The sequence below is a fragment of the Methylobacterium sp. 1030 genome (assembly GCF_040544715.1).
GTDB lineage: Bacteria > Pseudomonadota > Alphaproteobacteria > Rhizobiales > Beijerinckiaceae > Methylobacterium.
The window spans coordinates 1-22,209 of sequence record NZ_JBEPKM010000015.1 but is presented as its reverse complement, the minus strand read 5'-3'; the positions used below and the strand labels follow the sequence as shown (position 1 = coordinate 22,209).

Annotated in this window: 25 protein-coding genes; 20 read left to right on the top strand and 5 right to left on the bottom strand. The window is 72.8% G+C overall.

The features are described from left to right. Window positions 1-170: 170 nt before the first annotated feature. From moxJ to ABIC30_RS21325, 13 genes are all read left to right on the top strand, one after another. Complete coding sequence (gene moxJ / locus ABIC30_RS21385) at window positions 171-1,079, top strand: methanol oxidation system protein MoxJ (RefSeq protein WP_020096028.1); 909 nt, start codon at window positions 171-173, stop codon at window positions 1,077-1,079. Window positions 1,080-1,175: 96 nt separating this feature from the next. Next, window positions 1,176-1,763 (top strand): cytochrome c(L), periplasmic, encoded by a 588-nt coding sequence (gene moxG / locus ABIC30_RS21380; RefSeq protein ID WP_020096029.1) that lies wholly within the window; start codon window positions 1,176-1,178, stop codon window positions 1,761-1,763. An 86-nt stretch (window positions 1,764-1,849) separates the two neighbouring features. Then, window positions 1,850-2,140 (top strand): methanol dehydrogenase [cytochrome c] subunit, encoded by a 291-nt coding sequence (locus ABIC30_RS21375; protein ID WP_020096030.1) that lies wholly within the window; start codon window positions 1,850-1,852, stop codon window positions 2,138-2,140. 163 nt (window positions 2,141-2,303) lie between these two features. Then, window positions 2,304-3,335, top strand: a complete 1,032-nt coding sequence (locus ABIC30_RS21370) for an AAA family ATPase (protein WP_026605375.1) — start codon at window positions 2,304-2,306, stop codon at window positions 3,333-3,335. Beyond that, complete coding sequence (locus ABIC30_RS21365) at window positions 3,332-4,186, top strand: DUF58 domain-containing protein (protein ID WP_234081588.1); 855 nt, start codon at window positions 3,332-3,334, stop codon at window positions 4,184-4,186. Before ABIC30_RS21370 ends, ABIC30_RS21365 begins: the two co-directional genes overlap by 4 nt. A 2-nt stretch (window positions 4,187-4,188) precedes the next feature. After that, entirely contained in the window at window positions 4,189-5,181 is a 993-nt protein-coding gene (locus ABIC30_RS21360; RefSeq protein WP_354456079.1) for a nonribosomal peptide synthetase MxaA, read from the top strand. Window positions 5,182-5,185: 4 nt separating this feature from the next. Then, window positions 5,186-6,250 carry a vWA domain-containing protein gene (locus ABIC30_RS21355; RefSeq protein ID WP_234081586.1) on the top strand — a complete coding sequence of 355 codons (1,065 nt, stop codon included), beginning with the start codon at window positions 5,186-5,188 and terminating at the stop codon, window positions 6,248-6,250. After that, window positions 6,247-6,876, top strand: coding sequence for an MxaK protein (locus ABIC30_RS21350; protein WP_234081584.1), 630 nt, complete (start codon window positions 6,247-6,249; stop codon window positions 6,874-6,876). The genes ABIC30_RS21355 and ABIC30_RS21350 overlap by 4 nt, the downstream gene beginning before the upstream one ends. Next, window positions 6,873-7,952, top strand: coding sequence for a vWA domain-containing protein (locus ABIC30_RS21345; protein WP_331327065.1), 1,080 nt, complete (start codon window positions 6,873-6,875; stop codon window positions 7,950-7,952). The genes ABIC30_RS21350 and ABIC30_RS21345 overlap by 4 nt, the downstream gene beginning before the upstream one ends. Window positions 7,953-7,954: 2 nt before the next feature. Continuing rightward, window positions 7,955-8,509 carry an SRPBCC family protein gene (locus ABIC30_RS21340; RefSeq protein ID WP_234081582.1) on the top strand — a complete coding sequence of 185 codons (555 nt, stop codon included), beginning with the start codon at window positions 7,955-7,957 and terminating at the stop codon, window positions 8,507-8,509. Between the two features lie 8 nt (window positions 8,510-8,517). Continuing rightward, window positions 8,518-9,468: a YncE family protein gene (locus ABIC30_RS21335; protein WP_234081581.1), complete on the top strand. Its 951-nt coding sequence runs from the start codon at window positions 8,518-8,520 to the stop codon at window positions 9,466-9,468. Then, complete coding sequence (locus tag ABIC30_RS21330; protein WP_234081580.1) at window positions 9,465-9,998, top strand: MxaH protein; 534 nt, start codon at window positions 9,465-9,467, stop codon at window positions 9,996-9,998. The genes ABIC30_RS21335 and ABIC30_RS21330 overlap by 4 nt, the downstream gene beginning before the upstream one ends. Further along, window positions 9,995-10,687, top strand: coding sequence for a response regulator transcription factor (locus ABIC30_RS21325; RefSeq protein ID WP_020096040.1), 693 nt, complete (start codon window positions 9,995-9,997; stop codon window positions 10,685-10,687). The genes ABIC30_RS21330 and ABIC30_RS21325 overlap by 4 nt, the downstream gene beginning before the upstream one ends. Window positions 10,688-10,713: 26 nt before the next feature. Here the strand turns inward: ABIC30_RS21325 and ABIC30_RS21320 are convergent, their stop codons facing one another. Beyond that, entirely contained in the window at window positions 10,714-11,148 is a 435-nt protein-coding gene (locus tag ABIC30_RS21320) for a hypothetical protein (protein WP_043713321.1), read from the bottom strand. A gap of 95 nt (window positions 11,149-11,243) precedes the next feature. Here ABIC30_RS21320 and ABIC30_RS21315 point away from each other — a divergent pair, with 95 nt between their 5' ends. Beyond that, complete coding sequence (locus ABIC30_RS21315) at window positions 11,244-11,540, top strand: hypothetical protein (RefSeq protein ID WP_234081578.1); 297 nt, start codon at window positions 11,244-11,246, stop codon at window positions 11,538-11,540. A gap of 39 nt (window positions 11,541-11,579) precedes the next feature. Here ABIC30_RS21315 and ABIC30_RS21310 read toward each other — a convergent pair whose 3' ends face one another. Further along, the gene (locus tag ABIC30_RS21310; RefSeq protein WP_020096043.1) at window positions 11,580-11,936 is read right to left on the bottom strand and encodes a VOC family protein; all 357 of its coding nucleotides are present in this window, start codon (window positions 11,934-11,936) and stop codon (window positions 11,580-11,582) included. 246 nt (window positions 11,937-12,182) lie between these two features. On the opposite strand from ABIC30_RS21310, the gene ABIC30_RS21305 reads away from it, so the two are divergent. Beyond that, window positions 12,183-14,294 (top strand): putative bifunctional diguanylate cyclase/phosphodiesterase, encoded by a 2,112-nt coding sequence (locus tag ABIC30_RS21305; RefSeq protein WP_234081577.1) that lies wholly within the window; start codon window positions 12,183-12,185, stop codon window positions 14,292-14,294. Window positions 14,295-14,824: 530 nt separating this feature from the next. On the opposite strand, the gene ABIC30_RS21300 is transcribed toward ABIC30_RS21305, so the two are convergent. Further along, window positions 14,825-15,658, bottom strand: a complete 834-nt coding sequence (locus ABIC30_RS21300) for an outer membrane protein (protein WP_234081576.1) — start codon at window positions 15,656-15,658, stop codon at window positions 14,825-14,827. 503 nt (window positions 15,659-16,161) lie between these two features. On the opposite strand from ABIC30_RS21300, the gene ABIC30_RS21295 reads away from it, so the two are divergent. Next, window positions 16,162-17,676, top strand: coding sequence for a glucosamine inositolphosphorylceramide transferase family protein (locus tag ABIC30_RS21295; protein ID WP_234081574.1), 1,515 nt, complete (start codon window positions 16,162-16,164; stop codon window positions 17,674-17,676). A gap of 84 nt (window positions 17,677-17,760) precedes the next feature. Next, window positions 17,761-17,922, top strand: a complete 162-nt coding sequence (locus tag ABIC30_RS21290; RefSeq protein WP_007567273.1) for a YqaE/Pmp3 family membrane protein — start codon at window positions 17,761-17,763, stop codon at window positions 17,920-17,922. Window positions 17,923-18,632: 710 nt separating this feature from the next. Here ABIC30_RS21290 and ABIC30_RS21285 read toward each other — a convergent pair. Further along, a complete protein-coding gene (locus tag ABIC30_RS21285) occupies window positions 18,633-19,241 on the bottom strand; it encodes a glutathione S-transferase family protein (protein ID WP_234081573.1) in 609 nt (202 codons plus the stop codon). A gap of 96 nt (window positions 19,242-19,337) precedes the next feature. Here ABIC30_RS21285 and ABIC30_RS21280 point away from each other — a divergent pair, with 96 nt between their 5' ends. From ABIC30_RS21280 to ABIC30_RS21270, 3 genes are all read left to right on the top strand, one after another. Continuing rightward, the gene (locus tag ABIC30_RS21280; protein WP_091682662.1) at window positions 19,338-20,057 is read left to right on the top strand and encodes a helix-turn-helix transcriptional regulator; all 720 of its coding nucleotides are present in this window, start codon (window positions 19,338-19,340) and stop codon (window positions 20,055-20,057) included. Between the two features lie 301 nt (window positions 20,058-20,358). Next, a complete protein-coding gene (locus ABIC30_RS21275; protein WP_020096545.1) occupies window positions 20,359-20,655 on the top strand; it encodes a hypothetical protein in 297 nt (98 codons plus the stop codon). 172 nt (window positions 20,656-20,827) lie between these two features. Then, window positions 20,828-21,106, top strand: coding sequence for a hypothetical protein (locus ABIC30_RS21270; RefSeq protein ID WP_128083333.1), 279 nt, complete (start codon window positions 20,828-20,830; stop codon window positions 21,104-21,106). A gap of 333 nt (window positions 21,107-21,439) precedes the next feature. Here the strand turns inward: ABIC30_RS21270 and ABIC30_RS21265 are convergent, their stop codons facing one another. Further along, window positions 21,440-21,649 (bottom strand): hypothetical protein, encoded by a 210-nt coding sequence (locus ABIC30_RS21265; RefSeq protein ID WP_128083332.1) that lies wholly within the window; start codon window positions 21,647-21,649, stop codon window positions 21,440-21,442. Window positions 21,650-22,209 lie beyond the last annotated feature (560 nt).

Here is a 22,209-nt window from a genome sequence, read left to right as displayed (position 1 = left end):
CCTCCCACCTGACGACCTCCCGCCGGCCCGACGGCCGGCGGGATCTCGGGACGGATCCGAGCGGGCGGGGCGACGCCATGCCCCCCCTCAGGCCCCGCCACCTCCGCCCCGCCACTCCGGCCCCACCGGACACGCCACAAGAAACGCTTCGACAACAGGGATAGACGTCCATGCCGCGCCCGCGCGCACGCATCCTGGCGGCCCGCTTCGCCGCCGTCCTGACGCTCGCCACCCTGGCCGCCGGGCCGGTGGTGGCCCAGGAATCCGAGGCCCAGGCCATCCAGTCGGATCCCGGCAAGGCCCCGGCCGCCCCGCCGGCCGACCCCGCGACCCTGCGGATCTGCGCCTCCGAGAAGCAGCCGCCCCTCTCGATGAAGGACGGCTCCGGGCTCGAGAACCGCGTCGCGGTCGCCGTCGCCGAGGCGATGGGGAAGAAGCCCGTCTTCGTCTGGCTCGAGAAGCCCGCGATCTACCTCGTCCGCGACGGCCTGGAGAAGCGGACCTGCGACGTGGTCGTCGGCCTCGACAGCGACGACCCGCGGGTGCTGACCACCCGGCCGTACTACCGGAGCGGCTACGTCTTCATCACCCGCGCCGACAAGGATCTCGACGTGAAGTCCTGGTCCGACCCGCGGCTCAAGACCCTCGACCACATGGTGGTGCCGTTCGGCTCCCCCGGCGAGGCGATGCTCAAGGATATCGGCCGCTACGAGGAGGACATGGCCTACCTCTACTCGCTGGTGAACTTCCGCTCGCCGCGCAACCAGTACACCCAGATCGACCCGGCCCGCATCGTCAGCGAGGTCGCCAACGACAAGGCCGATGTCGGCGTCGCCTTCGGCCCGGACGTGGCCCGCTACGTCAAGGATTCCCCGACGCCGCTGCGCATGACGCTGGTCCCGGCCGACACGGTCGGCAGCGACGGCCGCAAGGTCCCGCAGGTCTTCGACCAGTCGATGGGCGTGCGCAAGGACGACGAGGCCCTGCGCAAGGCCCTCGACGCCGGGATCGAGAAGGCCCGGCCCGCCATCGCGACGATCCTCAAGCAGGACGGTGTGCCGGTCGTCGCCTCGAACTGAGGCTGCCCCACCGAGACCGCCCCACCGAGACCGCCCCACCGAGACCGGCCCGGCGCGTCCGGGCCATCGATCAGGACATCAGGACCCGCTCAACAGATGCACATCGTACGTTCGGCCCGCGTCGCCCTTCTCACCCTCGCCGTGGCGATGCCCGCCGCGGCCCGCGCGCAGCCCCAGTCCGGCCCGCAGACCGGCATCGTCTTCCGCAACACCATCACCGGCGAGGCGATGGACACGGCCGAGGGCAAGCCGGGCGGGCGGGACACGCAGGCGGTCAAGACCTTCTTCCAGACCGGGAAGAACCTCTACATCGACGACAAGTCCTGCCTGCGGAACGGCGAGAGCCTGTTCCTGACCTCGTGCTCCGGCTGCCACGGCCATCTCGGCGAGGGCAAGGTCGGGCCCGGCCTCAACGACGATTACTGGACCTACCCGGCGAACACGACCGATGTCGGCCTGTTCGCGACCCTCTGGGGCGGTGCCAACGGCATGATGGGACCGCACAACGAGGATCTCAATCCCGACGAGATGCTGCAGGTCATCGCCTGGATCCGTCATCTCTACACGGGCCCGGTGAAGGATGCCGAGTGGCTCACCGACGAGCAGAAGAAGACTTACAAGCCCTTCAAGGAGGGCGAGACCTTTGCCAAGGACGTGCCCGGCCAGTGCAAGCCGCTGGACTAGCCGTTCTCGGCAAGTCGCGCCCCGCGGGAGACGGGGCGAACCGGCGGCCCGACCGGCCGCCCCAGGAAGAGACGGAGGAATCTACGATGCGCACAGTGATCACGGCGGCGATGCTGATCGCGGGGGTGGCCTTCGCGGTGCCGGCGCTGGCCTACGACGGTCAGACCTGCAAGGCGCCGGGCAATTGCTGGCAGCCGAAGCCCGGCTTCCCCGAGAAGGTCGCCGGGACCAAGTACGATCCCAAGCACGACCCGAAGGAGGTCAGCAAGCAGGCCGAATCCATCAAGCAGATGGAGGAGCGCAACAGGAAGCGGATCGAGAACGCCAAGAAGACCGGCAAGTTCGAGTACGACGTCGCCAAGATTTCTTCGAATTGATCGCGGCCAACTGAACGCGGCCGATTGATCCGGCCGTCCTGGGGCCGGCCCGCGCCGCGGCGCCGGCCCGCAGCGACGCTCGGCACCGCGCCGCACCGACACGCCGCACCGTTACCCGGCGCCGCCGTTCCGGCGCCCCGCCCGACACCGCAGGCACCGCCTCATGAACACCCTCCGTTCCGGAGACACGATGCTCACCGACTGGCGGGCGGCGGCGGCCCGCTTCGAGGCGGAGGTCGCCAAGGCGGTGGTCGGCCAGGAGCGGGCGATCCGCCTCGTGACGATCGCGATCTTCGCCCGCGGCCACGTGATGCTCGAGGGCGACGTCGGCGTCGGCAAGACCACCCTGCTGCGGGCGGTGGCCCGGGCGCTGGGCGGGGCCTACGAGCGCGTCGAGGGCACGGTCGACATGATGCCGACCGACCTGATCTACCACACCTACCTCGGCCCCGACGGCCGGCCGCGGGTCGATCCCGGCCCGGTCCTGGCCCGGGCCGAGGATCTCTCGGTGTTCTTCTTCAACGAGATCAACCGGGCGCGGCCGCAGGTCCACGCCCTGCTGCTCCGGCTGATGGCCGAGCGCAGCGTCCAGGCCTTCGGCCGCACCTACACGTTCCCGAACCTGCAGGTCTTCGCCGACCGCAACCGCGTCGAGCGGGAGGAGACCTTCGAGCTCCCGGCCGCGGCCCGCGACCGCTTCCTGATGGAGATCGGGCTGGAGGCGCCCCGGGACGCGGCGGTGCGCCGGAGCCTGGTCTTCGACCCGCGCTTCCACGACACCGACGCCCTCGTCGGCGCGGTCGCCGAGGGCGTGCTCGACCACGCCCGGATCGGCGGCATCGCGGCCGCGATCCAGCACGCCGTCCGCGCGGAGCCGTCGATCGAGGCCTACGTGGTGGCCCTCTGGGACGCGCTGGTCCGCCCCGCGGAGGCCGGGATCCGGCTCCCGGGCCTCGACACCGCCACCCTGGTGCAGGGCGGCGCCTCGCCGCGCGGCGTCGCCTTCCTGGTGCGCGCCGCCCGGGTGCGGGCGTGGCTGGAGGGCCGCGAGTGGCTGGTGCCGGAGGACGTGCGGGCGGTCTTCACCGAGGTGATGGCCCACCGGGTCTTCCTCGAGCCCGTCCACGAGTTGCAGCGCGGCGCGATCGTGCCCGCCCTGTGCCGGGCCGCGTTCGAGACGGTGCCGGCGCCGTGAGCGACCCGCGCACGGCCGACATCGTCTACCTGCCGCGCTGGCGGCCGCGCGGCAGCCGGGCCGGCCTCCACCGGGGGCGCGACGCCGGCGGCGCCGGCCCGTTCCGCGATCAGGTGCCGTTCCTGCAGCTGCCGGATGCCCGCCGCATCGACCTGCGGGCGACGCTGCGCGACCCGTTCGAGGGCGTGCATGTCCGCCGCTTCGAGGCGCGGACCGCGGTCGAGACCTGGGTCCTGGTCGATCTCTCGGCCTCGATGGGCTTCCGTGGCACGGCCGACCGGGCGCGACTCACGGGTGATCTCTGCCGGGCGCTGGCCGTCTCGGCGACCCGGATCAGCGACGGGTTCGGCCTGATCGGCTGCGACGAGACCCTGCGCGACGACCTCACCCTCCCCGCCACCCGCCACCGGGGCGCGGCCGTCGCCGCGGCCGAGCGGGTCGCGGGCGCGCCGCGCGCGGGACGCGGCTGCGCCGGCATGCTCGAGGCCGCGCGGCGGCTCGCCGGGCGGCCGAAGCTCGTCTTCCTCGCCTCCGACTTCCGCTGGCCGGAGAGCCTGATCGCCCGGGTCTTCGCCGCCCTGGCGCCGCACGACACGGTGCCGATCCTGCTCGCCGACCCCGCCGAGGCGGAGGCGCTGCCGGCCTTCGGCCTCGTCGAACTCGACGACCTCGAGGGCGGCGGTCGCCGCGTGGTCCTGCTGCGCCCGAGCCTGCGCCGGGCCTGGATCGCCCGGGAGCGGGACCGGATCGCCGCCCTGGAGCGCGCCGCCGCGCCCTTCGCCCGCCGGGTCTTCCAGCTCGCCGGGCGCTTCGACGCCCAGGCGCTCACCCGCCACCTGATGACGACCTGAGCATGGGCGCGCGCGGTCCCGCCCTCCTGCCGGCCGGCCTCTTCGCCAGCCTCCGCGCCGGCGTCCTCGCCGGTGTCCTGGCCGGCATCCTGGCCGCGCCGCTCGCTCTGACGGCCGGCCCGGCCGCCGCGCAGGTGCGCTCCGTCGAGGTGCGCAGCCCCCGGCCCTTCGGGATCTTCCTGGGCGACCTGGTCGAGGCGCAGGTGGAGATCCTGGCCGATCCCGATTTCCGGCTGCAGCGCGCGACCCTGCCCCGGCCCGGTCCGGTGACCTACTGGCTCGACCTGCGCGCCGTCGCGGTCGACGAGGCCCCGGCGGCCGGCGGCCGGCGGGTGCGCCTGCGCCTCACCTACCAGAGCTTCTACGCCGCCCTCGACGCCCGCACCCTGGAGGTGCCGGGCTTCCCCCTGACGCTGGCGAGCGAGGCGGCGACCGGGCGAACCACCGCGGCCGTCCAGGTGCCGGGCTGGAGCCTCGGCGTCTCGCCCCTGCGCGAGGTGCAGCCGCAGCGGCGCGAGGATCCGGCCGAGTACCTGCGCCCGGACGGCCGGAGTGGGCGGGTCGATCCCGGGCCGGACGTCGCGGCGGCGGCGGGTCTCGGCGCCCTCGCGGGCCTCGCCGCGCTGGCGCTGGCGCACGACCGGGCCTGGGGACCGTTCCGGCAGCGGCGGGGCCGGCCCTTCGCGGCGGCTCTGCGCGCGCTCCGGCGGCAGCGGGCGGGGGCCGGGCCCGATCAGGCCTACCGGGCGGCGCTGCTGGCCCTGCACCGGGGCCTCGACCTGACCGACGGGAGGCGGGTGCTCGCCGACGATCTCGGCGCCTTCCTCGCCCGGCACGGGGCCTTCCGGGGCCAGGCGGCGGAGCTCGCGCGCTTCTTCGAGGCCTCGCGCCTCGCCTTCTTCGGCGGCCGGCTGCCGGCCGCGCGCGCGGCCTGGCCCCGCGCCGAGGCCGAGGCGCTCCTGGCGCGGCTCGCGGCGGCGGAGCGGAGCGCGTGAGGCCGTGACCGATCTCCTCGCCCGCCTCGGCGCGACCGATCCCTGGGTCCTGTGGCTGCTGCCGCTGGCGCTGCTGCCGCTGGCCCGCTCGGCCCTGCGCCGGACGGCCGTGCCGGCGGTCGCCGCCGCCCCGGCCGACCCCCTCTCGGCCTGGCTCGGCCGGGCGCTGACGCTCGCCGGCGTCCTGGCCATCGCCGGCCTGATCGTGGCCCTGGCGGGCCCCTACCGGACGGGCGCAAGGATCGAGCGCCTCGGCATCGGCGCGCAGGTCTCGCTGCTGATCGACCGCTCCGGCAGCATGAACGAGACCTTCGCGGGCCGGCAGCCCTCCGGCGCCGAGGAATCGAAGGCTGCGGCCTCCCGGCGCCTGCTGGCCGATTTCGTCGGCGCCCGGGCGCACGATCTGTTCGCCGTGACGGCCTTCTCCACCGCGCCGATGCTAGTCATGCCGATGACCGACCGCCACGACGCCGTGCGGGCGGCGATCGCCGCCATCGACCGGCCCGGCCTCGACTACACCAATATCGGCCGGGGCCTCGGCATGGCCCTGTCGCAGTTCGGAATCGATGTCGGCGCCTCGCGGGTTCTCCTGCTGGTCTCCGACGGCGCGGCGGTGATCGACCCGCGCATCCAGGACCAGCTGCGCGCCGCGGTCGCGCGGATCCGGCCGAACCTGTACTGGCTGTTCCTGCGCACCCAGGGATCGCCCGGCATCGCCGACCGGCCGGCCGGCGAGGACACGCCCCAGGCCGCGCCGGAGCGCCATCTCGACCTGTTCTTCAAGAGCCTCGGCGTGCCCTACCGCGCCTTCGAGGCCGAGGGCGCCGAGGCGGTGGCCGCCGCCATCCGGCAGATCGAGGCCCTGGAGCGGGACCCGATCCCCTACGTCGAGGAGCGCCCGCGCCGGGACCTGACCGGGCTCGCCGCCGCGCTCGCCGCCCTCGGCCTCGCGCTGCTGGTCCTGGCCAAGCTCGCGGAGGTGGACCTCGCGGCGGCACCGGCGGATGCGGAGACTGCGACGGAGGCCGCGACCGAGACCGCGGGCGTTGCGGCACGGAGGGCGGCATGAGCGCCGGCGCCCTCCTCGACGGCCCGGCCCCGCGCCACACCGCCCGCCCCCGCCTCAGCTTGGCGGCGGCGTGGCGCCGGGTCCGGCCGGCCCTGCTGGTCGCGCTGCCGCTGGTCCTCGCGGCCGCCGCCCTGTGGTTCGCCGTCTCGGGCTGGAGCGCCGCGCGCGACGACGACCGGATCGCCGCCCTGGAGGCGGGCCGCGACCGGCCGGTCGAGCCGGATGCGCGGCCGGCCCTCCTGGCGGCGCGGATCGGCTTCCTCGCCGCCCGGGACCGTCTCGGCGAGACCGAGCCCCTCATCGACGCCCTCGACCGCGCCGGTGCGGTGCGGGAGGCGGCCCGGGCGCGGTACGTCATCGGCAACGCGCGGATGCGGCAGGCCTTCGCGCTGATCGGCCGGGGCGACCTCGACAAGGCCGCGCCCCAGGTGACGCTGGCGCGGCAGGATTACCGCCGCGCCCTCCAGGCCCGGCCCGAGTTCTGGGACGCCAAGTACAACCTCGACGTCGCCTCGCGCCTCGTGCGCGACTACCCGGAATTCGACCGCAAGACCGGGGACGAGCTGCGCGCCGAGCCGAAGAAGATCTGGACCGACATCCCCGGCCAGCCGCGGGGCGGCCCGTGAGCCCGCGGCGCGTCCTTCCCCCCGTCCTGCCCTCGGTCCTGCCCACCCTCGTCGCCCGCAACCTGCGCGACGGGCGGTTCCGCGCCCTGGCGGCCGCCCTCGCGCTGGCGCTGGCGGCCCTGGTCGCGCCGCCGATCCCGGTCACCCGCACCGGCGTGTCGGTGCTGGCGGTGGTCGACATCACCGGCAGCATGGCGGTGCGCGACTATCCCGCCGCCGGCGGGTCGATGAGCCGGCTCGAGACCGTCAAGGCGGCGCTGCGGGCGACGCTGCCCGACCTCCCCTGCGGCTCGCGGGTGGCGCTCGGCCTGTTCACCGACCGGCGGCCGTTCCTGCTGTTCACGCCGGTCGAGGTCTGCGCCGACTTCGCGCCGCTGGACGGCGCCATCGCGGCCCTCGACCCGCGCATGGCCTGGGAGGGGGACAGCCGCATCGCGGCCGGCCTGTTCCGGTCGATCGCCATGGCGGGGGAGATCGACGCCGACCTCCTGTTCCTCACCGACGGCCAGGAGACGCCGCCCCTGCCCGCCTCCGGCGGCCCGACCTTCGACGGCAGGCCCGGCGCGGTGCGCGGGCTGATCGTCGGCGCGGGCGGCTACGGCCTGTCGCCGATCCCGCGCTTCGACGATCGCGGGCGCGAGACGGGTTTCCTCGGCGAGAGCGACGTCCAGCAGGAGAACCGCTCCGGGCCGCCCCCGGCCGACGCGGAATCCCGCGAGGGCTACAACCCGCGCAACGCCCCCTTCGGGGCCCAGGCCGCCCACGGCACCGAGCACCTCTCGTCGGTCCGCGAGCCCTACCTGAAGCGCCTCGCCGCCGAGACCGGCCTCGGCTACGTCCATCTCGACGGCCCGGGCGGTCTCGCCGCCTCTCTGCGCGCCGCGGCGACGCCGCGCCCGCTGCCCGGCCGCCTCGACCCGCGGCCCGCCCTCCTGGCGGCGGCCCTGGCTCTGACGCTCCTGGCCCTCCTGGCGGGGCCCCTCGCCCGCGCCCTTCGCGCGCTCCGCGGGCGCGCGGGCCACTCTGCTCCAATCCCTGCTCCAACCCCTGCTCCAACCGGAGCGATCAGGACCTGACCATGCGGATGCCCCTCGCCCTCTTTCCGGCCCTCGCCCCGGCCCTCGCCGTCGTCGGCCTCGCCGGCGCGGCGCTGGCCCACGGGCCGACGCCGCAGAAGATCGACCAGTCGATCACCATCCAGGCGCCCCCGGAGGCAGTCTGGAAGGTGGTGGGCGATTTCGGCGGCATCGGGCGCTGGCACCCGGACGTGGCCAAGGCCGAGGCCAGTGGCGGCAACGTCGAGGGCACGACCCGCCGGGTGACCCTCAAGGCCGGCGGCACCCTGGTCGAGGGGCTGGACGAGTGGCTGGCCGACGGCCGGACCTACTCGTACCGGATGTCCGACCCGGACCTGAAGGCGCTCCCCGTCTCCTCCTACTCGGCGACGCTCACCGTGACCCCGGACGGGTCCGGCTCCAAGGTGTCGTGGATCGGCCGCTTCTACCGGGGCGACACCGGCAACGAGCCGCCGGAGACTCTCAGCGACGAGGCCGGGCGCACGGCGATGAACCGCTACTTCGCGGACGGGCTCAAGGGCCTGAAGGCGGCCGTCGAGAGCCGGACGACCCATTGAGGCCCCGCATGCGCCACCTGTGGCTGATCGCGACGCTCGCGGTCGCGGTCGCGGCCGGGACCGGCGCTGGGACCAGTGTCGCGTCCGCGGCCGGCGACCCGGTCTGGGTCGTCAGCCAGCAGGGGGCCGAGCTGGCGCGGATCGAGGCCGGGAAAGTGGCCGGGCGGATCCCGCTCGGACCGGCGCCGGTGGCGGCGGCGACCGACCGGGCCGGCCGCCTCTATCTGACCCACCCGGACGGGCGCGCCGTCACCGTCGTCGCGCCCGGCGCGCCGCCCCGCCGCCTGCCCGTCCCCGGCCAGGCCTTCGGCCTCGCGGCGAGCCCGGACGGGGCGCACCTGTACGTCGGCGACTGGTCGGGCGACCGCGTCCTGAAGATCTCCGCGGCGACCGGCGCCCTCGAGGGCGCCGCGGCGGTGGGCCGCGACCCGGCCCACCTCGTCCTCGACCGGCGCGGGCGGCTCTACGTCGCCGACCGCGAGAGCCGTCAGGTCAGCGTGATCGACACCGGGACGATGGCCCGCGTGGCCGTGGTCCCGACCGGCGAGGCGCCCTTCGCCCTGGCGCTCGCGCCGGACGAGGCGAGCCTCTACGTCGCCAACGTGCGCAGCGGCGACCTCACGGTGATCGACACGGCGACGCTGCGGGCCCGCGCCACGGTTCCGGCCGGCCGGATGCCCTACGGCGTGGCGGTCACCGGGGACGGCAGCCGCATCCTGGTCACCAACCAGCACGCCGCCGCCGTGACGGTGATCGACGCGGCCCGGCTCGAGATCGTCGCCACCGTGGCGGTGGGCCCCTATCCCGAGGGTATCGCGGTGGTCGGTCCGCTTGCCTACGTGGCGAACTGGTTCTCGGACGACGTCTCGGTGATCGATCTCGCCACGTGGCGCGAGACGGCGCGCATCAAGGTGGCGGAGGGCCCGCGCACGGTCCTGGCGGGGGAGCCCGCGCGATGAGCCGTGCCGGCCGCATCGGGATCGCGTCCGGGCTAGTCCTGCTGGCCCTCGGCGCCTGCGACCGCGGGGCGGACGAGCGCGCCGACGCGCGCGCCGACGAGGCCGGCGCGGTGGTGGCCACCACCGCTGAGGGCACCCTGCCGGCCTGGCTCGCGCCGACCGACGGGACCGACCCGGCCCGCTGGCTCGCGGGCCGCGAGGCCGGCAAGGCCCTGCCGGCCGACGATCCCCGCGTGCGCGCGATGGCGACGGCGCTGGCCGGAGCCCGCGACGGCTTCATCGAGGACCCGCGCATGATCGCCAACCGCACCGTCCAGCTCGGCCAGATGCTGGCCGAGGCCGGCATCGGCGAGGGCTACGGCGCGATCCTCGACGGTCTCGGCGGCATCGCGGCGGAGCGCGGCCGCCGCAAGAGCCTCTACGGCGAGATGTGCCAGCACTACTACAACGCCCGGATGCAGGGGGCCGACCACGCGGCCGCGCTGGCGCGCCTCGCCGGCCCGCACCCGGTCGGCGAGGGGACGCCGTGAGCGCCGCCCGGGCCTCGGCCGACCGTCCGGCGGGGCGGGACGGCCCGCGGGTTCTCGACGCGGTGCTGATCGTCGACGACCACCCGGTCGTGCGGCGCGGCTTCCGCCATCTCGCCGAGGATGCCGGCGTCCGGGCGGTCCACGAGGCCGCGGACGTGGTGTCGGGCTACCGCACCTTCCACCGCCACCGGCCCGGGCTGGTGGTGACCGACCTGGGCTTCCGCGACCAGGGGCTGTCGGGCCTGTCGCTGATCCGCCGGGTGCGGGCCCTCGAGCCGGCGACCCGGATCCTCGCCTTCAGCATGCACGACGATCCGGTGATCGTCGCCCGGGCCATCGAGGGCGGGGCCCACGGCTTCGTCCTGAAGGACACGGCGGTGACGCGCTTCCACGAGGCGCTGGCGACCGTGTCGGCCGGGCACAGCTACCTGCCGCACGAGGTCGCGACCAAGATCGCGATGCTGAATGCCGGGCTCCTGGAATCGCCCCTCGCGCGCCTGACCGCGCGGGAGGTTCAGGTGCTGTCGCTGCTGGGGGCGGGCAAGTCCAACGAGGCGATCGCCGACAGCCTGTCGATGAGCCACCGGAGCGTGTCGGCCGTCGTCTCGGGCATGAAGCAGAAGCTCGGCGCCGGCAGCCTAGCCGACCTCCTGCGCATCGCCCTGTCGCGGGACGGGCGCCCGGTGTGACGACGACCGCCGTCAGCGGGCCGGGGCTACCGCGGCACGATCAGGCCGGGAACGATCGATCCCTGCGGCCCGAACGTCGCCTCGGCCTTCCGGCAATTGGCCGCGACGTCCTTCTGGTAGGCCGCGATGTAGCGGGTCGCGGTCAGGTGCAGGTCGCCGGTCTCCAGGCTCGCCGCGTCGACGCCCAGGGCCTCGACGGTCTGCTTGAGGCGCGCCGGATCGCTGCGCAGGCCGGGGCATTCGAGGTTCACGAAACCGGCGAGCCCCGCGAGCTTCGCCGCCTGATTGCGCCGCGGATCGGCGGACGCCGGGTCCTGCGCCTGCATCGGGGGCTGTCCCTGGGGCTGGATCGGGTGTTGCGGGATGGGCTGTGCGGGGGGCTGCGCCTGAGCATGGGCCTGGGCCGTCAGAAGACCCAGGAGGCCGGCCGAGATCGGGCCGGAAAGACGGATCGCGCGCATCGCTTCTCCCATCCAGTCGCAGGAGCAGCGCGTCCGTCGACCGTCACCGCTGCGAAGAGTCGCGCAGTTCTATGCCGCTGGATCGGAGATTTACAATGCAGACCAAGCTTATAATCGTCTTAGTGACTCTGGCCTGCGCGACTTTGCCGGCGAAGGCCGCCCGCCTGACCGTGGACGACAAGGCCTCGCTGTGGCCGCGGGCGAGCGCGACCGACAAGATCGATTTCTCGACCCGGATGGGCCGGGCCTTCCACACGCTGTCGCCCAAGCTGGACGCGGCGTACTTCATGCGCTGTCTGGAGGAGACCGCCAATATCGGGGACACCAAGGACCTGCGGCTCGAGGAGATGGTGCGGACCTGCATCTCCCTGGTCCGGGACGAGGCCGAGTGAGCGGCCGGCCCGGCCTCACGGAGGGCCTCGCGCGCGGCCTCACGCCAGATGGGCGACGATGTTGACCAGCCGGTCGAACGGGTCGCGGACGTAGAACCGCTCCACGCCCCAGGGCTCACGGGCCGGGCCGTACAGCACGGGCAGGCCCGCCCGCCTCACGCGGGCGAGGACCTCCGCCAGGTCGTCGACCTCGACCGAGATGTCGGGAACCGGCGTGCCCGAGCCGCCCGCGCTGGCCACGCTGATCTGCGGCGTCGCCGACATCCCGGGGGCCGCGAAGGTCAGGATCCAGCCGTGATCCATGACCACTTCCAGGCCGAGCACCTCCGCGTAGAAGGACCGCGCCGCCTCGACCTGCGTGGTCCGGATGTTGGTGACGATCCGCTTCACGGCCATGGCCCGGTCCCCGCTGCGCGCCGCCTATCAGAGGGCTCCGCGGGCGGCCCGGCAAGGCCCGGGACGGCGCCTCGGGAATCCGCGCCCCGGCCTCGTCGCGGTCCGCCGCCCGGAAGTGCACGCAGCGATTGAAAGCGGGCCTCCGGAAAGAATCCGGAAAGCTCCCCGATGGTACCGTCCGCGCCGGTGGGACCTCGCACCGTCCAGCAGAATGTTCGCCCAGGCGGACGATTGGGATCCCCGGGTATGAACAGTGGGACGGTCGCGCTGCGGGAGAAGGCGAAGCTCCTCGACACCGTTCTCGACACGATGGATCAGGGGCTGATGATGATCGACGCCGCCGGCGTCGTTCAGGTCTGTAATGCCCGCGCCCTCGCGCTGCTCGACCTGCCGCCGGACCTGATGCGGTCCCGCCCGACCTTCGAGGCGGTGCGGCAATACCAGATCGCGCGGGGCGAGTTCGGGAAGGCGAGCGAGACCCTGCAGCGCTGGGTGGCCGCGGGCGGCCTGGAGTGCCGCGCCCACACCTACGAGCGCGAGCGCCCCGACGGCACCGTGCTGGAGATCCGCACCGTGCCGCTGCCCGACGGCGGTGCGGTGCGGACCTTCACGGACATCACCGCGCGCAAGCGGGCGGAGGAGACGCTGCAGGTCAGCGAGACCCGCCTCGCCCTGGCGCAGGATGCGGGCAGCGACGGGCTCTGGGACTGCGATCTCACGACCGGGGAGGCGTGGTCCTCCGACCGCTGGTGGGGGGTCCTGGGCTACGAGCCCGGCGAACTGGCGAGCCACGCGCGGACGTGGCGGGCCCTGCTCCACCCGGAGGATGCGGGCGCGGCCGAGCGGGCCCTGATCGAGCACCTGAGCGGGCGGGCGCCGACCTACATGTCCGAGCATCGCATGCGCCGCAAGGACGGCTCCTGGGCCTGGATGATGACGCGCGGCAAGGTGGTGGCGCGCGCCGCCGACGGCCGCGCGGTGCGCTTCATCGGCACCCAGATCGACATCAGCGCCCGCAAGGCCGCCGAGGGGCAGGTCGCCCACATGGCGCGCCACGACGGCCTCACCGACCTGCCCAACCGCGCCCTGTTCTACGAGCGGCTCGAGATCCGGCTCGCCGACCTGCATCTGAACGGCGGCACCTGCGCGGTGCTGTGCCTCGACCTCGACCGCTTCAAGGCCGTCAACGACAGCCTCGGCCACGCGGCCGGGGACTTCCTGCTCCGGGCGGTGGCCCATCGCATCCGCGCGGTGCTGCGGGCCGACGACATGGTGGCGCGCTTCAGCGGCGACGAGTTCGCCGTGCTGGTTGCCGATGCGGACGACCCCACCCGCGCGGAGGCCCTGGCGGCGCGCCTGATCGCGGCCGTCCAGGCGCCGATCCCCTTCGGCAAGCGGCGGCTGAAGGTGGGCCTGAGCGTCGGCATCGCCCGGGCACCCGGCCACGGCTTCGACAGCGAGACGCTGGTCCGCCGCGCCGACCTCGCCCTGTACCGGGCGAAGACCGAGGGGCGGAACACCCACCGGGTGTTCGAGCCCGCGATGGACGCGGCCGAGGCGGCCCGGCGCGATCTGGAGCGCGACCTGCGCCAGGCGATCGAGGGCGACGAGCTCATCCTGCACTATCAACCGCAGGTGAGCACCGCCACCGGCCGGCTTCTCGGGTTCGAGGCGCTCGTGCGCTGGGAGCATCCGACCCGCGGCCTCGTGCCGCCGAACGCCTTCATCCCCCTGGCGGAGGAGAGCGGGCTGATCCTGCCGCTCGGCGAGTGGGTGCTCCGGGCCGCCTGCCGCGAGGCGGCCCGCTGGGCGCACCCGCTGAAGGTGGCGGTGAACCTGTCGCCGCGCCAGTTCCAGCAGGCGGATCTGCCCGAGCGCGTGCTGGCCATCCTGACCGAGACGGGCCTCGCGCCGACGCGGCTCGAACTCGAGATCACCGAGACCCTGATCATCAACGACATGGCGCGGGCGCTCGGCATCCTGCGCCGGCTGAAGGCCTTCGGCGTGTCCATCGCGATGGACGATTTCGGCACCGGCTACTCGTCCCTCGCGACGCTGCAGGCCTTCCCCTTCGACAAGATCAAGATCGACCGGTCCTTCGTGGGCCATGTCGAGGTCAGTCCGCAGGCGGCGGTGATCGTGCGGGCGGTTCTGGGGCTCGGCCGCAGCCTCGGGATGAGCGTCGTAGCGGAGGGCGTCGAGACGGAGGCGCAGATGCGCTTCCTGGCCGCGGAGGCCTGCGACGAGGTCCAGGGCTACCTGATCAGCAGGCCGCAGCCGATCGAGCGGTTCGCCGCGCAGATCGACGCGCCCGAAACCTTCGTGCCACCCGGCCGCCCCGACTCGGCCGTCGCCTGAGGCGCGCCGCGACGCCCCGGCGACGGCCCGGACGCCCGGACGCCCGTCGCGGTACCGGTGCGGAGCGCCGAGCGGCGGCCCTGCCGCCGGCCTCTGTGGCACGGCCGCGACACCCGCCGACGACCGCCTGTGGATGACGCGACCTGCCCCCGATCCGTCAAGGTTCGGATGCCAGCGTGACCGCGCACCTCCGATCCGGCTCCCTCAGCTCCGCCATCCCATGTTCGCCCAGCCCCACGCCCTCATCCTCCGCCATCGCGAGCGTGTCGCCGTGCTCATCTCCTCAGCGCTGTTCCTGGCGGGCGCCCTGCCGCTCTTCTGGGCGATCGGCTGAGGCTCGATCCCGGGCCGGCCGCATCGTCGGCCGGCCGTCGAGCTTCCGCGCCGCCGCGCTCGCGAGGACGGCGGGCCGCGTTCGGCCCGCCCGAACGGCGAAGGGGCCGCCTCCTGTGGGAAGCGGCCCCTTCGCGTTTCGGGTCGGGTGCGACGGTCGGGATGCGAGCGTCGCACCCGACCGTCGCTGGTCGATCTCAGTAGGAGCCGAACTTGTAGTTCAGGCCGGCGCGGACGACGGCGAACTCGTCGGAGCGGCGACCGATGCCGCTGTAGACGACCGGGAAGTTGTTGGCGGCGTTGATGACGAACGCGCCCTGGTTGCGGGTGTTGCGGTCGAGGTTGACGTACAGGCCTTCGACCTTGAGCGTCACGGCCGAGGAGCGGAAGAAGTTCAGGAACGAGTCGGTGGGCAGGGCGTACTCGATGCCGCCGCCGACGGCCCAGCCGGTGCGGAAGCTGTCGTTGCCGGCATAGCCGCCGAAGGAGCGGTCGGCGCTGCCGGAGCCGTAGGCGAAGCCGCCGGTGCCGTACACGAGGGTGCGGTCGAAGGCGTAGCCGAGGCGGCCGCGGACGGTGCCGAAGAAGTCGAGGCTGGAGAGGCCGCGCGGGTCGGTGACGTAGTAGCCGGGGGCCAGCGCGCCGGAGATGAAGGCGCTGTTCCGGTTACGGCCGAAGTCGAGGTACTGGGCGTCGGCCTCGACACCGATCACGAGGCCGGAGCCGGGGGTGATCTGCCAGTTGTAGCCGATCTGGCCACCGCCGGAGAAGCCGTCCTGGCTGCGGTTGCGGAAGGAGGCGACGGTGCCGGGGGCGGCGTAGGGGAAGGGGACGGCGAAGGTGTTGCCGGTGTTGCGGTCGCTGGCGTCGAAGGCGTAGCCGGCGTTGATACCGAAGTAGGCGCCGGTCCAGGTGAAGACCGGGACGGGGGTGAACACCGGCGGCGGGGCGGCGCGGCGCGGCAGGTCGGCGGCCGAGGCGGCGGCGGTGAGGGCCGTGAAGGCGGCCAGCGAGGCCAGGAGCTTGGTCATGTCGGTTCCCCGAATGTGTGATCTGGCGGTGTGGCTACCGATCACCGGGGGAAATGGCTGTAGTTTTGAGGTCACACCGCCTGTCGAAGGCCCGAAATGCCAGAGTAAAGCATCCTTCAAGACGCGACGAAGCGCGGAAATACAGCGCGCATCACGCGGGTGAGCGCGACAACAACGCGGCAGCGTTTTGGTTGCATCGAGATGTCGGGTTGGCACCGGGTGTGACGGGCACGCCACACCCGGTGCCGGTCGGTCGCCGGACGGCGCGTCGGCGATCCCGATCGCTCTCGCGGGATCCCGACACCGGCCTGGGCAACCCGGCAAGGTGCCGGAACGCCCCCGCCGCCGCGAGACAGGTTTTCATCCCGCGGATCCCGATCGAGGGTCCGATCACCCGCGCGTCCCGGGCCTCGATCCGAAGTTATGACTCCTGTTACCAACGGGAAAATAGATGGACTCGACAGTCGTCGTCGCGACGACCGCGCGATGGGAACCGGGGCGCCATGCATGTGAGAGTTCGCCTCGACGGCGCGAACCCGCGGCGCTGGCACGTCGCGCTGCTGGACCGGCTGTCCGGCCTGCCGGGCATCGCGGCGGTGAGCGTCGACGCCGCGCCCGGTCCGGACGGGTGGCCGGCACAGGCCGATCTGCTGTTCCGCCTGGAAGCCCTGATCTTCCGGCTGGCGCCGAACGGGTCGCGGCCCGTGCCGCCCGCCGATCTCGCGGCCTGGACCCGTCCCGGGACCCCGGACCTCGTGCTCGACCTGTGCGGCGACGCGGCCGCCTCCTGCCCGGTCTGGCGCGTGGCCTACGACGGCGGCCTCGGCGAGACCGGCCTGCTCGCGAGCCTGCTCGCCGGCCGGGTCCCGCATCTCGACCTCCTCGAAGGCGGCACCGTCGTCGCCGCGGGTCGCCTCGGCTCGGACTACCGGGGTTCCATCGCCGTCTCGTTCGAGGATGCCCTGTCGCGCACGGCGACGCTCGTCGTCGCCGCCCTGCGGGCCCGGTCGGACGGCCGCGCCTTCGCGGCGACGCCCGCCGCGGCCGCGCCCGCCCGTCCGGCGCGGATCCTGGCGTCCCGGCCGGCGCGGCTCGTCGCCCGGAGCCTCGTCGGCCGCCTGTACAGGCTGTGCTACCACGCCCCACACTGGCGCACCGGGTGGCGGACCCTCCGCGGGCCGGACCTCGTCGCGCTGGGCCGCCATCCCGCGGAGGGCTGGCAGGTGCTGCCCGACGACGGGCGGCGCTTCTACGCCGACCCGTTCCCCCTCGCGGTCGACGGGACGACCCACGTCTTCGTGGAGGAGTTCCCGCACGCGACCGGCAAGGCGATCATCTCGGCGGTCCGCTTCGGGCCGGACGGGCCCGAGGGGCCGCCCGTCCCGGTGCTGGAGGAGCCGCACCACCTCTCCTACCCGTTCGTGTTCGCGCGCGCGGGCTCCGTCTGGATGGTGCCGGAGAGTTCCGCGGCCGGCACGGTCGATCTCTACCGGGCGACCCGCTATCCGGGCGGCTGGGTGAAAGAGGCGACGCTCCTCTCCGGCGTGGTCGCGAGCGACGCGACGCTCCTCGAGCACGGCGGCCGCTGGTGGATGTTCGCCACCGTCCGGGACGCGCCCGTCGGCGCCCCGCCCGGATCGGGCTGCCACCACGACGCGCTGTATCTCTGGTCCGCGCCCGACTTCCGGGGGCCGTACGCGCCGCATCCGGCTAATCCCGTGCTGGTCGACCCGTCCTTCGCCCGGCCCGCGGGCCGGATCGTCGCGCGCGACGGGGTCCTGATCCGGCCGGTCCAGGATTGCGCCCACGGTTACGGACGCGCCCTGTCGCTGGCGCGCATCGACCGGCTCGACCCGGAGGGGTTCGCCCAGACCATCCTCGACCGGATCGAGCCCGGCCCGGCCTGGCCCGGCAGCTGCCTCCACACGCTGAACACGGGCGGCGGGATCGAGTGCATCGACGGCTCCGGTCGGGCCTCGCGTCTCAGGGCGTATCTGAGCGCGCGGTCCGACGCCTAGGCCGGGCCGCGGCGGAAGCTCGGCCGTCCGGAACCAGCCGCCGCGATCCGTGTTCGCTCACGAACGCGGAGACCCGTTGCCCCCATGATCATGATCCTCATCTGCTTTCTCGCGCCGTGGCTCGCCATGTTCCTGCGCGGAAAGGTGTTTCAGGGCATCCTCTGCATCATCCTCCACCTGACGATCATCGGATGGATCCCGGCGACGATCTGGGCGCTCGTCGTCACCCGCAAGGAAGCGGCCTGACCGGGGCGGAGCGGCCGGGATCGGCGGCTCCGCCGCGCGGTCCGATCCCCGCATACGGGAACGGCGGGGCTCTCGCCCCGCCGCTCACGCCGTCCGTTCGGGCAGTCCGTCGCCCGGGCGGCCCCGAGGGCCGCCGCAGCTCAGAAGCCCATCAGCACCCCGGCCGAGCCGGTCACCGTCATCGCGAGGCCGCCCAGGAAGGCGCCGATCATCGCGTAGGAGAAGCCCTTCAGGACCATGTCGTGCACTCCTTTCATCAAGCGGCGGGTCTCGGGCGAGACCCGGGATCACCAACTGCAATGATGATGCCGGATCGGCCGGCTGCGTGCGGTGCGAAGAGTCACGCTGCGCCGCGGAACCGTTCGGCGCGCGTTCAGGCGGCGTCGGTGAGCGAGACGGCCGCCGGGCCCGTCTCGCTCACGCGAAATGGGCCGGCAGGCTGAGGGCCTGCGCGTAGGTCACGAGGGCGACCTCGCCGGCGATCAGGGTCGCCGCCAGGGCGATGCGGTTGGTCCAGGTCATCGTCGTCTCCATCGGGTTCGCGACTGTGTTCGCGGTGTGATCCCGATGTACGCTCAAGCTTTCGGGCCCGGCGTGTCCCGGAACACCCGCGGTCGCCGGAGCCGCTCGGAACCGTTGCGGCGGCATTCCCGCAATTGCGTCCGGGCCGCTCCGACCACTCGGGAATCGGGAGCGGCGCCCCGTCTGCGTTAGGCGGCTTGCGGCCCCGACGCGCCGTCCTTCGCCGCGGCGCGCAGGGCGGCCGGGCGCGCCCGGCAGCGGTCCAGATAGGCATCGAGGGCCGCGCTCGGCGGGAAGGCCGCGCGGCCGAAGCCCAGGGCGCTGCCGATCAGGATGTCGGCGCCGGAGAACCGCGCGCCCATCACGTAGGGGCCGCGCGCCAGGGCGGCTTCCAGGCGGTCGACCACCGCCGCGTGGTTCCGGCGCTTCTGCGGTGATCCCGCGAGCTCGCCCGTCAGGCCGGCGAACAGCGCGGGCTCGAACTCGGCGACGTACCAGGCCAGCCACGTCAGGTACGCGCCGCGCTCGGGGGCGCCCACCGCCGGCGCCAGCCCGGCTTCGGGGAACGTCTCCGCCAGGTAGAGCACGATGGCCTGGGACTCGGTGACCAGACCGCCCGCGTGCAGGACGGCCGGGACGCGCTTGTCGGGATGCGGATTGGTGGCGTCCGGCACGCCCTCGCCCGTCATCGGCCGGAAGATCGAGACCGGCGCGATGGTGTAGGGAACTCCCATCTCCTCCAAGAGCCAGACGATGCGCGAGGAGCGCGATTGTGGGGCGTGGTACAGGGTGATCATGGCGCGGTTCCTGTCGGCACGGCGCGCGGGATGGCCGTGGCGGGAGGACTTGTAGGGACGCCCTGCTGACAGCATTCTGTCAGCAGGAGTCGGTGGATGCGGCGTGCGGACAGGCTGTTTCAGATCATCCAGATCCTGCGCCGCTCGCCGCGCCCGGTGACGGCCGCCGAGATCGCCCGAGAGCTGGAGGTCTCGGTCCGCACGGTCTACCGCGACGTCGCCGACCTCGTCGGCCAGCGCGTGCCGATCCAGGGTGAGGCCGGGCTCGGCTACGTGCTCGGCGAGGCGTTCGACATGCCGCCGCTGATGCTGACGCCCGACGAGATCGAGGCGGCCGTCCTCGGCGCGCAGTGGGTCGCGGGACGGGGCGAGCCGGTCCTCGCCAAGGCGGCGCGCGATCTCATCGCCAAGATCACCGCCGTGGTCCCCGAGCGCCTGCGCCCGCTCATCGCCGATCCGTCGATCGGCACGCCGACGGCCTTCGCGCAGGCCGCGGACGGGATCGACGTCGCCCGCGCGCGGACCTGGATCCGCGAGGGCCGCAAGATCCGCATCCAGTACCGCGACGTCCGCGGCGATCCGAGCCGGCGCGTGATCTGGCCGGTGATCGTCGGGTTCTTCGATCAGGCCCGGATGGTGGCCGGCTGGTGCGAGCTGCGCGGGGCGTTCCGGCACTTCCGCACGGACCGGATCACGGACGCCGAGTTCCTGGAGGAGCGGCACGGCCTCCGGCCCGCCGTCCTGCGGGCGCGCTGGAAGCGGAGCCTGCCGGACCGGCAGGAGGCGGCGAACCCCGCCGCGCCGGCCGCGCCGTAGGGCCGGATGACAGGGCCACGCGGAATGACCTGGCGACCCCGGTAGGGCTCGAACCTACGACCTGCCGCTTAGAAGGCAACGGAGTGCTGAACCAAAACAGGCTTCATTCCGACAGGTTCGCGGTTTGCCCTCACACAGAAATGATTGGCGAATTTGGCCTTGTCGGAACGGCCAAGAGCCATTTGCCGAGCTTGCTGAGGAGTAGCTGAGTCGCCTTCACCGCGCTCGCTACCACCGACCGCTACCAGATCCTGGTGGCCTGCCCCGCCCTCACCCGTTCCACAGCTTGAGAGGAGCCATCATGTCGAACGTCATCACCCTGCCGACCCGTTCGAAGCCGGCCTCGACAGCGCACTACGAGGAGATCGCCCTGTACGGGCACGCCGGCCCGTTGATCGTCTCCCTCGCCCGCCGCACGGACGAGCCGACCGGACTGATCCACGTCGTGCTGCTCGGCGCCTCCGTCGGCCTGGAGATCGTCGCCAGCCTGCCGGACGACGAGAAGGGCCGCGCCATCGCCGACTTCGTCGGGCCTGCCGTCCTGCGCACCGCTGAACTGGTCGAGACCGAGCTTGCCGCCCAGCCGGAGGCTTGCTGATGACCGAGCCCCCCATGCTCCATCCCGGCCGCACGTCGGCCGAACGCCGCGTCTTCGACCGCATCGGCTGCGGCGGGCAGCGCACGGCTCGCCCACCTCATACCTCCGAAGTGAGTAGGCCCTCGCACAGGCGAACCTCAGCAAGCGCGCTACTTTGGGGGCATTGGTACCGATGGAGCTGCCCGTGTCCTCGCCACTCGAAAACATCTTGCTCGAAGAGCTCCGCGACCTGACGGTGCGTTTCGAAATTCTGCAGTCGGCTCTCGGTATGACCATATCGTTGATGGCCGACGAACAGCGAGTGGCGATCATCAAAATGCTGGCTGAAAATCTCAAGTTAGTAGGTAGCGAAGATCCTCGCGGTGTGGCCGGGGCGACCGTGAAGGATCTGATTGACCTCGCGCTATTGCCTCCGGATGTAGTTCAAGGACGACAGACGGGCAGTCAATAATCGATACGGCTGAGTTCGCGAGCGAGGCGGGTGCGTGGGTATGACTGCCTCACGCGTGTTCGCGATAGGCATTCTTGGAGCTGTGCTGACTGGCAGTTGCTCACACGAAGTGCGGCGGCAGGATCATGAACTGTGCGTGCACGATCAGGCTGAACGCCATGGCAGCCGTCACGACAGCGTCGACGAGACGGTTCGTCAGGGTGATCGGCTTGGTCATCATGGCCTCGTCAGCTCGGCTATTCCGAGGCCGCCTTATGGCCAAGCTGAATGTCGCGAGGATTGCTCCGATTGTTGCTTGAAGGTGTGCGGCTGGACGTGCACCAACCAGAGCGCTCACACGTCCGTCTCACGCTTCACGACTGCATCCTCGTCAGTGCCCTTCTGCGTCAAGCCGACATCCGGGCCTTCCAGCGGGTCTGAGGGTGCCTTGGGGCTGATCGGACGAATGGATTTCTGTTCGGCGCCAACTCGGGCCCAGCGCTCGGCGTCGTACTCGGCGTCTGCGAGATCCTGCGTGTTCGAGGTTAGTGGTTCATCGGGCATCAGACGCTCTCCGTGTGCAGGAGTAACACAGCGAGTGTCAGAGCAGGTCCGGACGCCGCATCGATGCGAGTTGACCGGGTTCGAGGCTGGAGAGGCGTTGCTGTGATTTGCCCCTGCCTCGCATACGAAAACGGCGGGGTTCGCACCCCGCCGCTCATCCACTCGCTGATCTCGGCGGCCGCTGAGGCCGCGTGTAGTCCGAGGCCCTTACAGGCCCATCAGCACACTGGCCGAGCCAGCGACAGTCATCGCGAGGCCGCCCAGGAAGGCGCCGATCATCGCGTAGGAGAAGCCCTTCAGGACCATGTCGTGCACTCCTTTCATCAAGCGGCAGGCCTGCAGTCAGGCCCGGTGAGTTCGTCTGCAACCAAGATGCCGGATCGGCTCCGTGCGTGCGGTGCGAAGAGTCATATTGCACCGCGGAATAACCCTATGCAGACCGATCATGACAGTTCGAGAACAAGCTGATCCGCCCCCAGTGAAGTGGTCCGCCCTGAGGTATGGCTTTCGGGCCAGGACGAGGACGGACAGATGGGAACGAAGGGGCACAAGCCGGAGGA

Coding starts and splice junctions, on each gene's coding strand:
- moxJ (WP_020096028.1), top strand. CDS start 171: ATGCCGCGCCCGCGCGCACGCATCCTGGCGGCCCGCTTCGCCGCCGTC.
- moxG (WP_020096029.1), top strand. CDS start 1,176: ATGCACATCGTACGTTCGGCCCGCGTCGCCCTTCTCACCCTCGCCGTG.
- ABIC30_RS21375 (WP_020096030.1), top strand. CDS start 1,850: ATGCGCACAGTGATCACGGCGGCGATGCTGATCGCGGGGGTGGCCTTC.
- ABIC30_RS21370 (WP_026605375.1), top strand. CDS start 2,304: ATGAACACCCTCCGTTCCGGAGACACGATGCTCACCGACTGGCGGGCG.
- ABIC30_RS21360 (WP_354456079.1), top strand. CDS start 4,189: ATGGGCGCGCGCGGTCCCGCCCTCCTGCCGGCCGGCCTCTTCGCCAGC.
- ABIC30_RS21350 (WP_234081584.1), top strand. CDS start 6,247: ATGAGCGCCGGCGCCCTCCTCGACGGCCCGGCCCCGCGCCACACCGCC.
- ABIC30_RS21340 (WP_234081582.1), top strand. CDS start 7,955: ATGCGGATGCCCCTCGCCCTCTTTCCGGCCCTCGCCCCGGCCCTCGCC.
- ABIC30_RS21335 (WP_234081581.1), top strand. CDS start 8,518: ATGCGCCACCTGTGGCTGATCGCGACGCTCGCGGTCGCGGTCGCGGCC.
- ABIC30_RS21330 (WP_234081580.1), top strand. CDS start 9,465: ATGAGCCGTGCCGGCCGCATCGGGATCGCGTCCGGGCTAGTCCTGCTG.
- ABIC30_RS21320 (WP_043713321.1), bottom strand. CDS start 11,148: ATGCGCGCGATCCGTCTTTCCGGCCCGATCTCGGCCGGCCTCCTGGGT.
- ABIC30_RS21315 (WP_234081578.1), top strand. CDS start 11,244: ATGCAGACCAAGCTTATAATCGTCTTAGTGACTCTGGCCTGCGCGACT.
- ABIC30_RS21310 (WP_020096043.1), bottom strand. CDS start 11,936: ATGGCCGTGAAGCGGATCGTCACCAACATCCGGACCACGCAGGTCGAG.
- ABIC30_RS21305 (WP_234081577.1), top strand. CDS start 12,183: ATGAACAGTGGGACGGTCGCGCTGCGGGAGAAGGCGAAGCTCCTCGAC.
- ABIC30_RS21300 (WP_234081576.1), bottom strand. CDS start 15,658: ATGACCAAGCTCCTGGCCTCGCTGGCCGCCTTCACGGCCCTCACCGCC.
- ABIC30_RS21295 (WP_234081574.1), top strand. CDS start 16,162: ATGCATGTGAGAGTTCGCCTCGACGGCGCGAACCCGCGGCGCTGGCAC.
- ABIC30_RS21290 (WP_007567273.1), top strand. CDS start 17,761: ATGATCATGATCCTCATCTGCTTTCTCGCGCCGTGGCTCGCCATGTTC.
- ABIC30_RS21285 (WP_234081573.1), bottom strand. CDS start 19,241: ATGATCACCCTGTACCACGCCCCACAATCGCGCTCCTCGCGCATCGTC.
- ABIC30_RS21280 (WP_091682662.1), top strand. CDS start 19,338: ATGCGGCGTGCGGACAGGCTGTTTCAGATCATCCAGATCCTGCGCCGC.
- ABIC30_RS21275 (WP_020096545.1), top strand. CDS start 20,359: ATGTCGAACGTCATCACCCTGCCGACCCGTTCGAAGCCGGCCTCGACA.
- ABIC30_RS21270 (WP_128083333.1), top strand. CDS start 20,828: ATGGAGCTGCCCGTGTCCTCGCCACTCGAAAACATCTTGCTCGAAGAG.
- ABIC30_RS21265 (WP_128083332.1), bottom strand. CDS start 21,649: ATGCCCGATGAACCACTAACCTCGAACACGCAGGATCTCGCAGACGCC.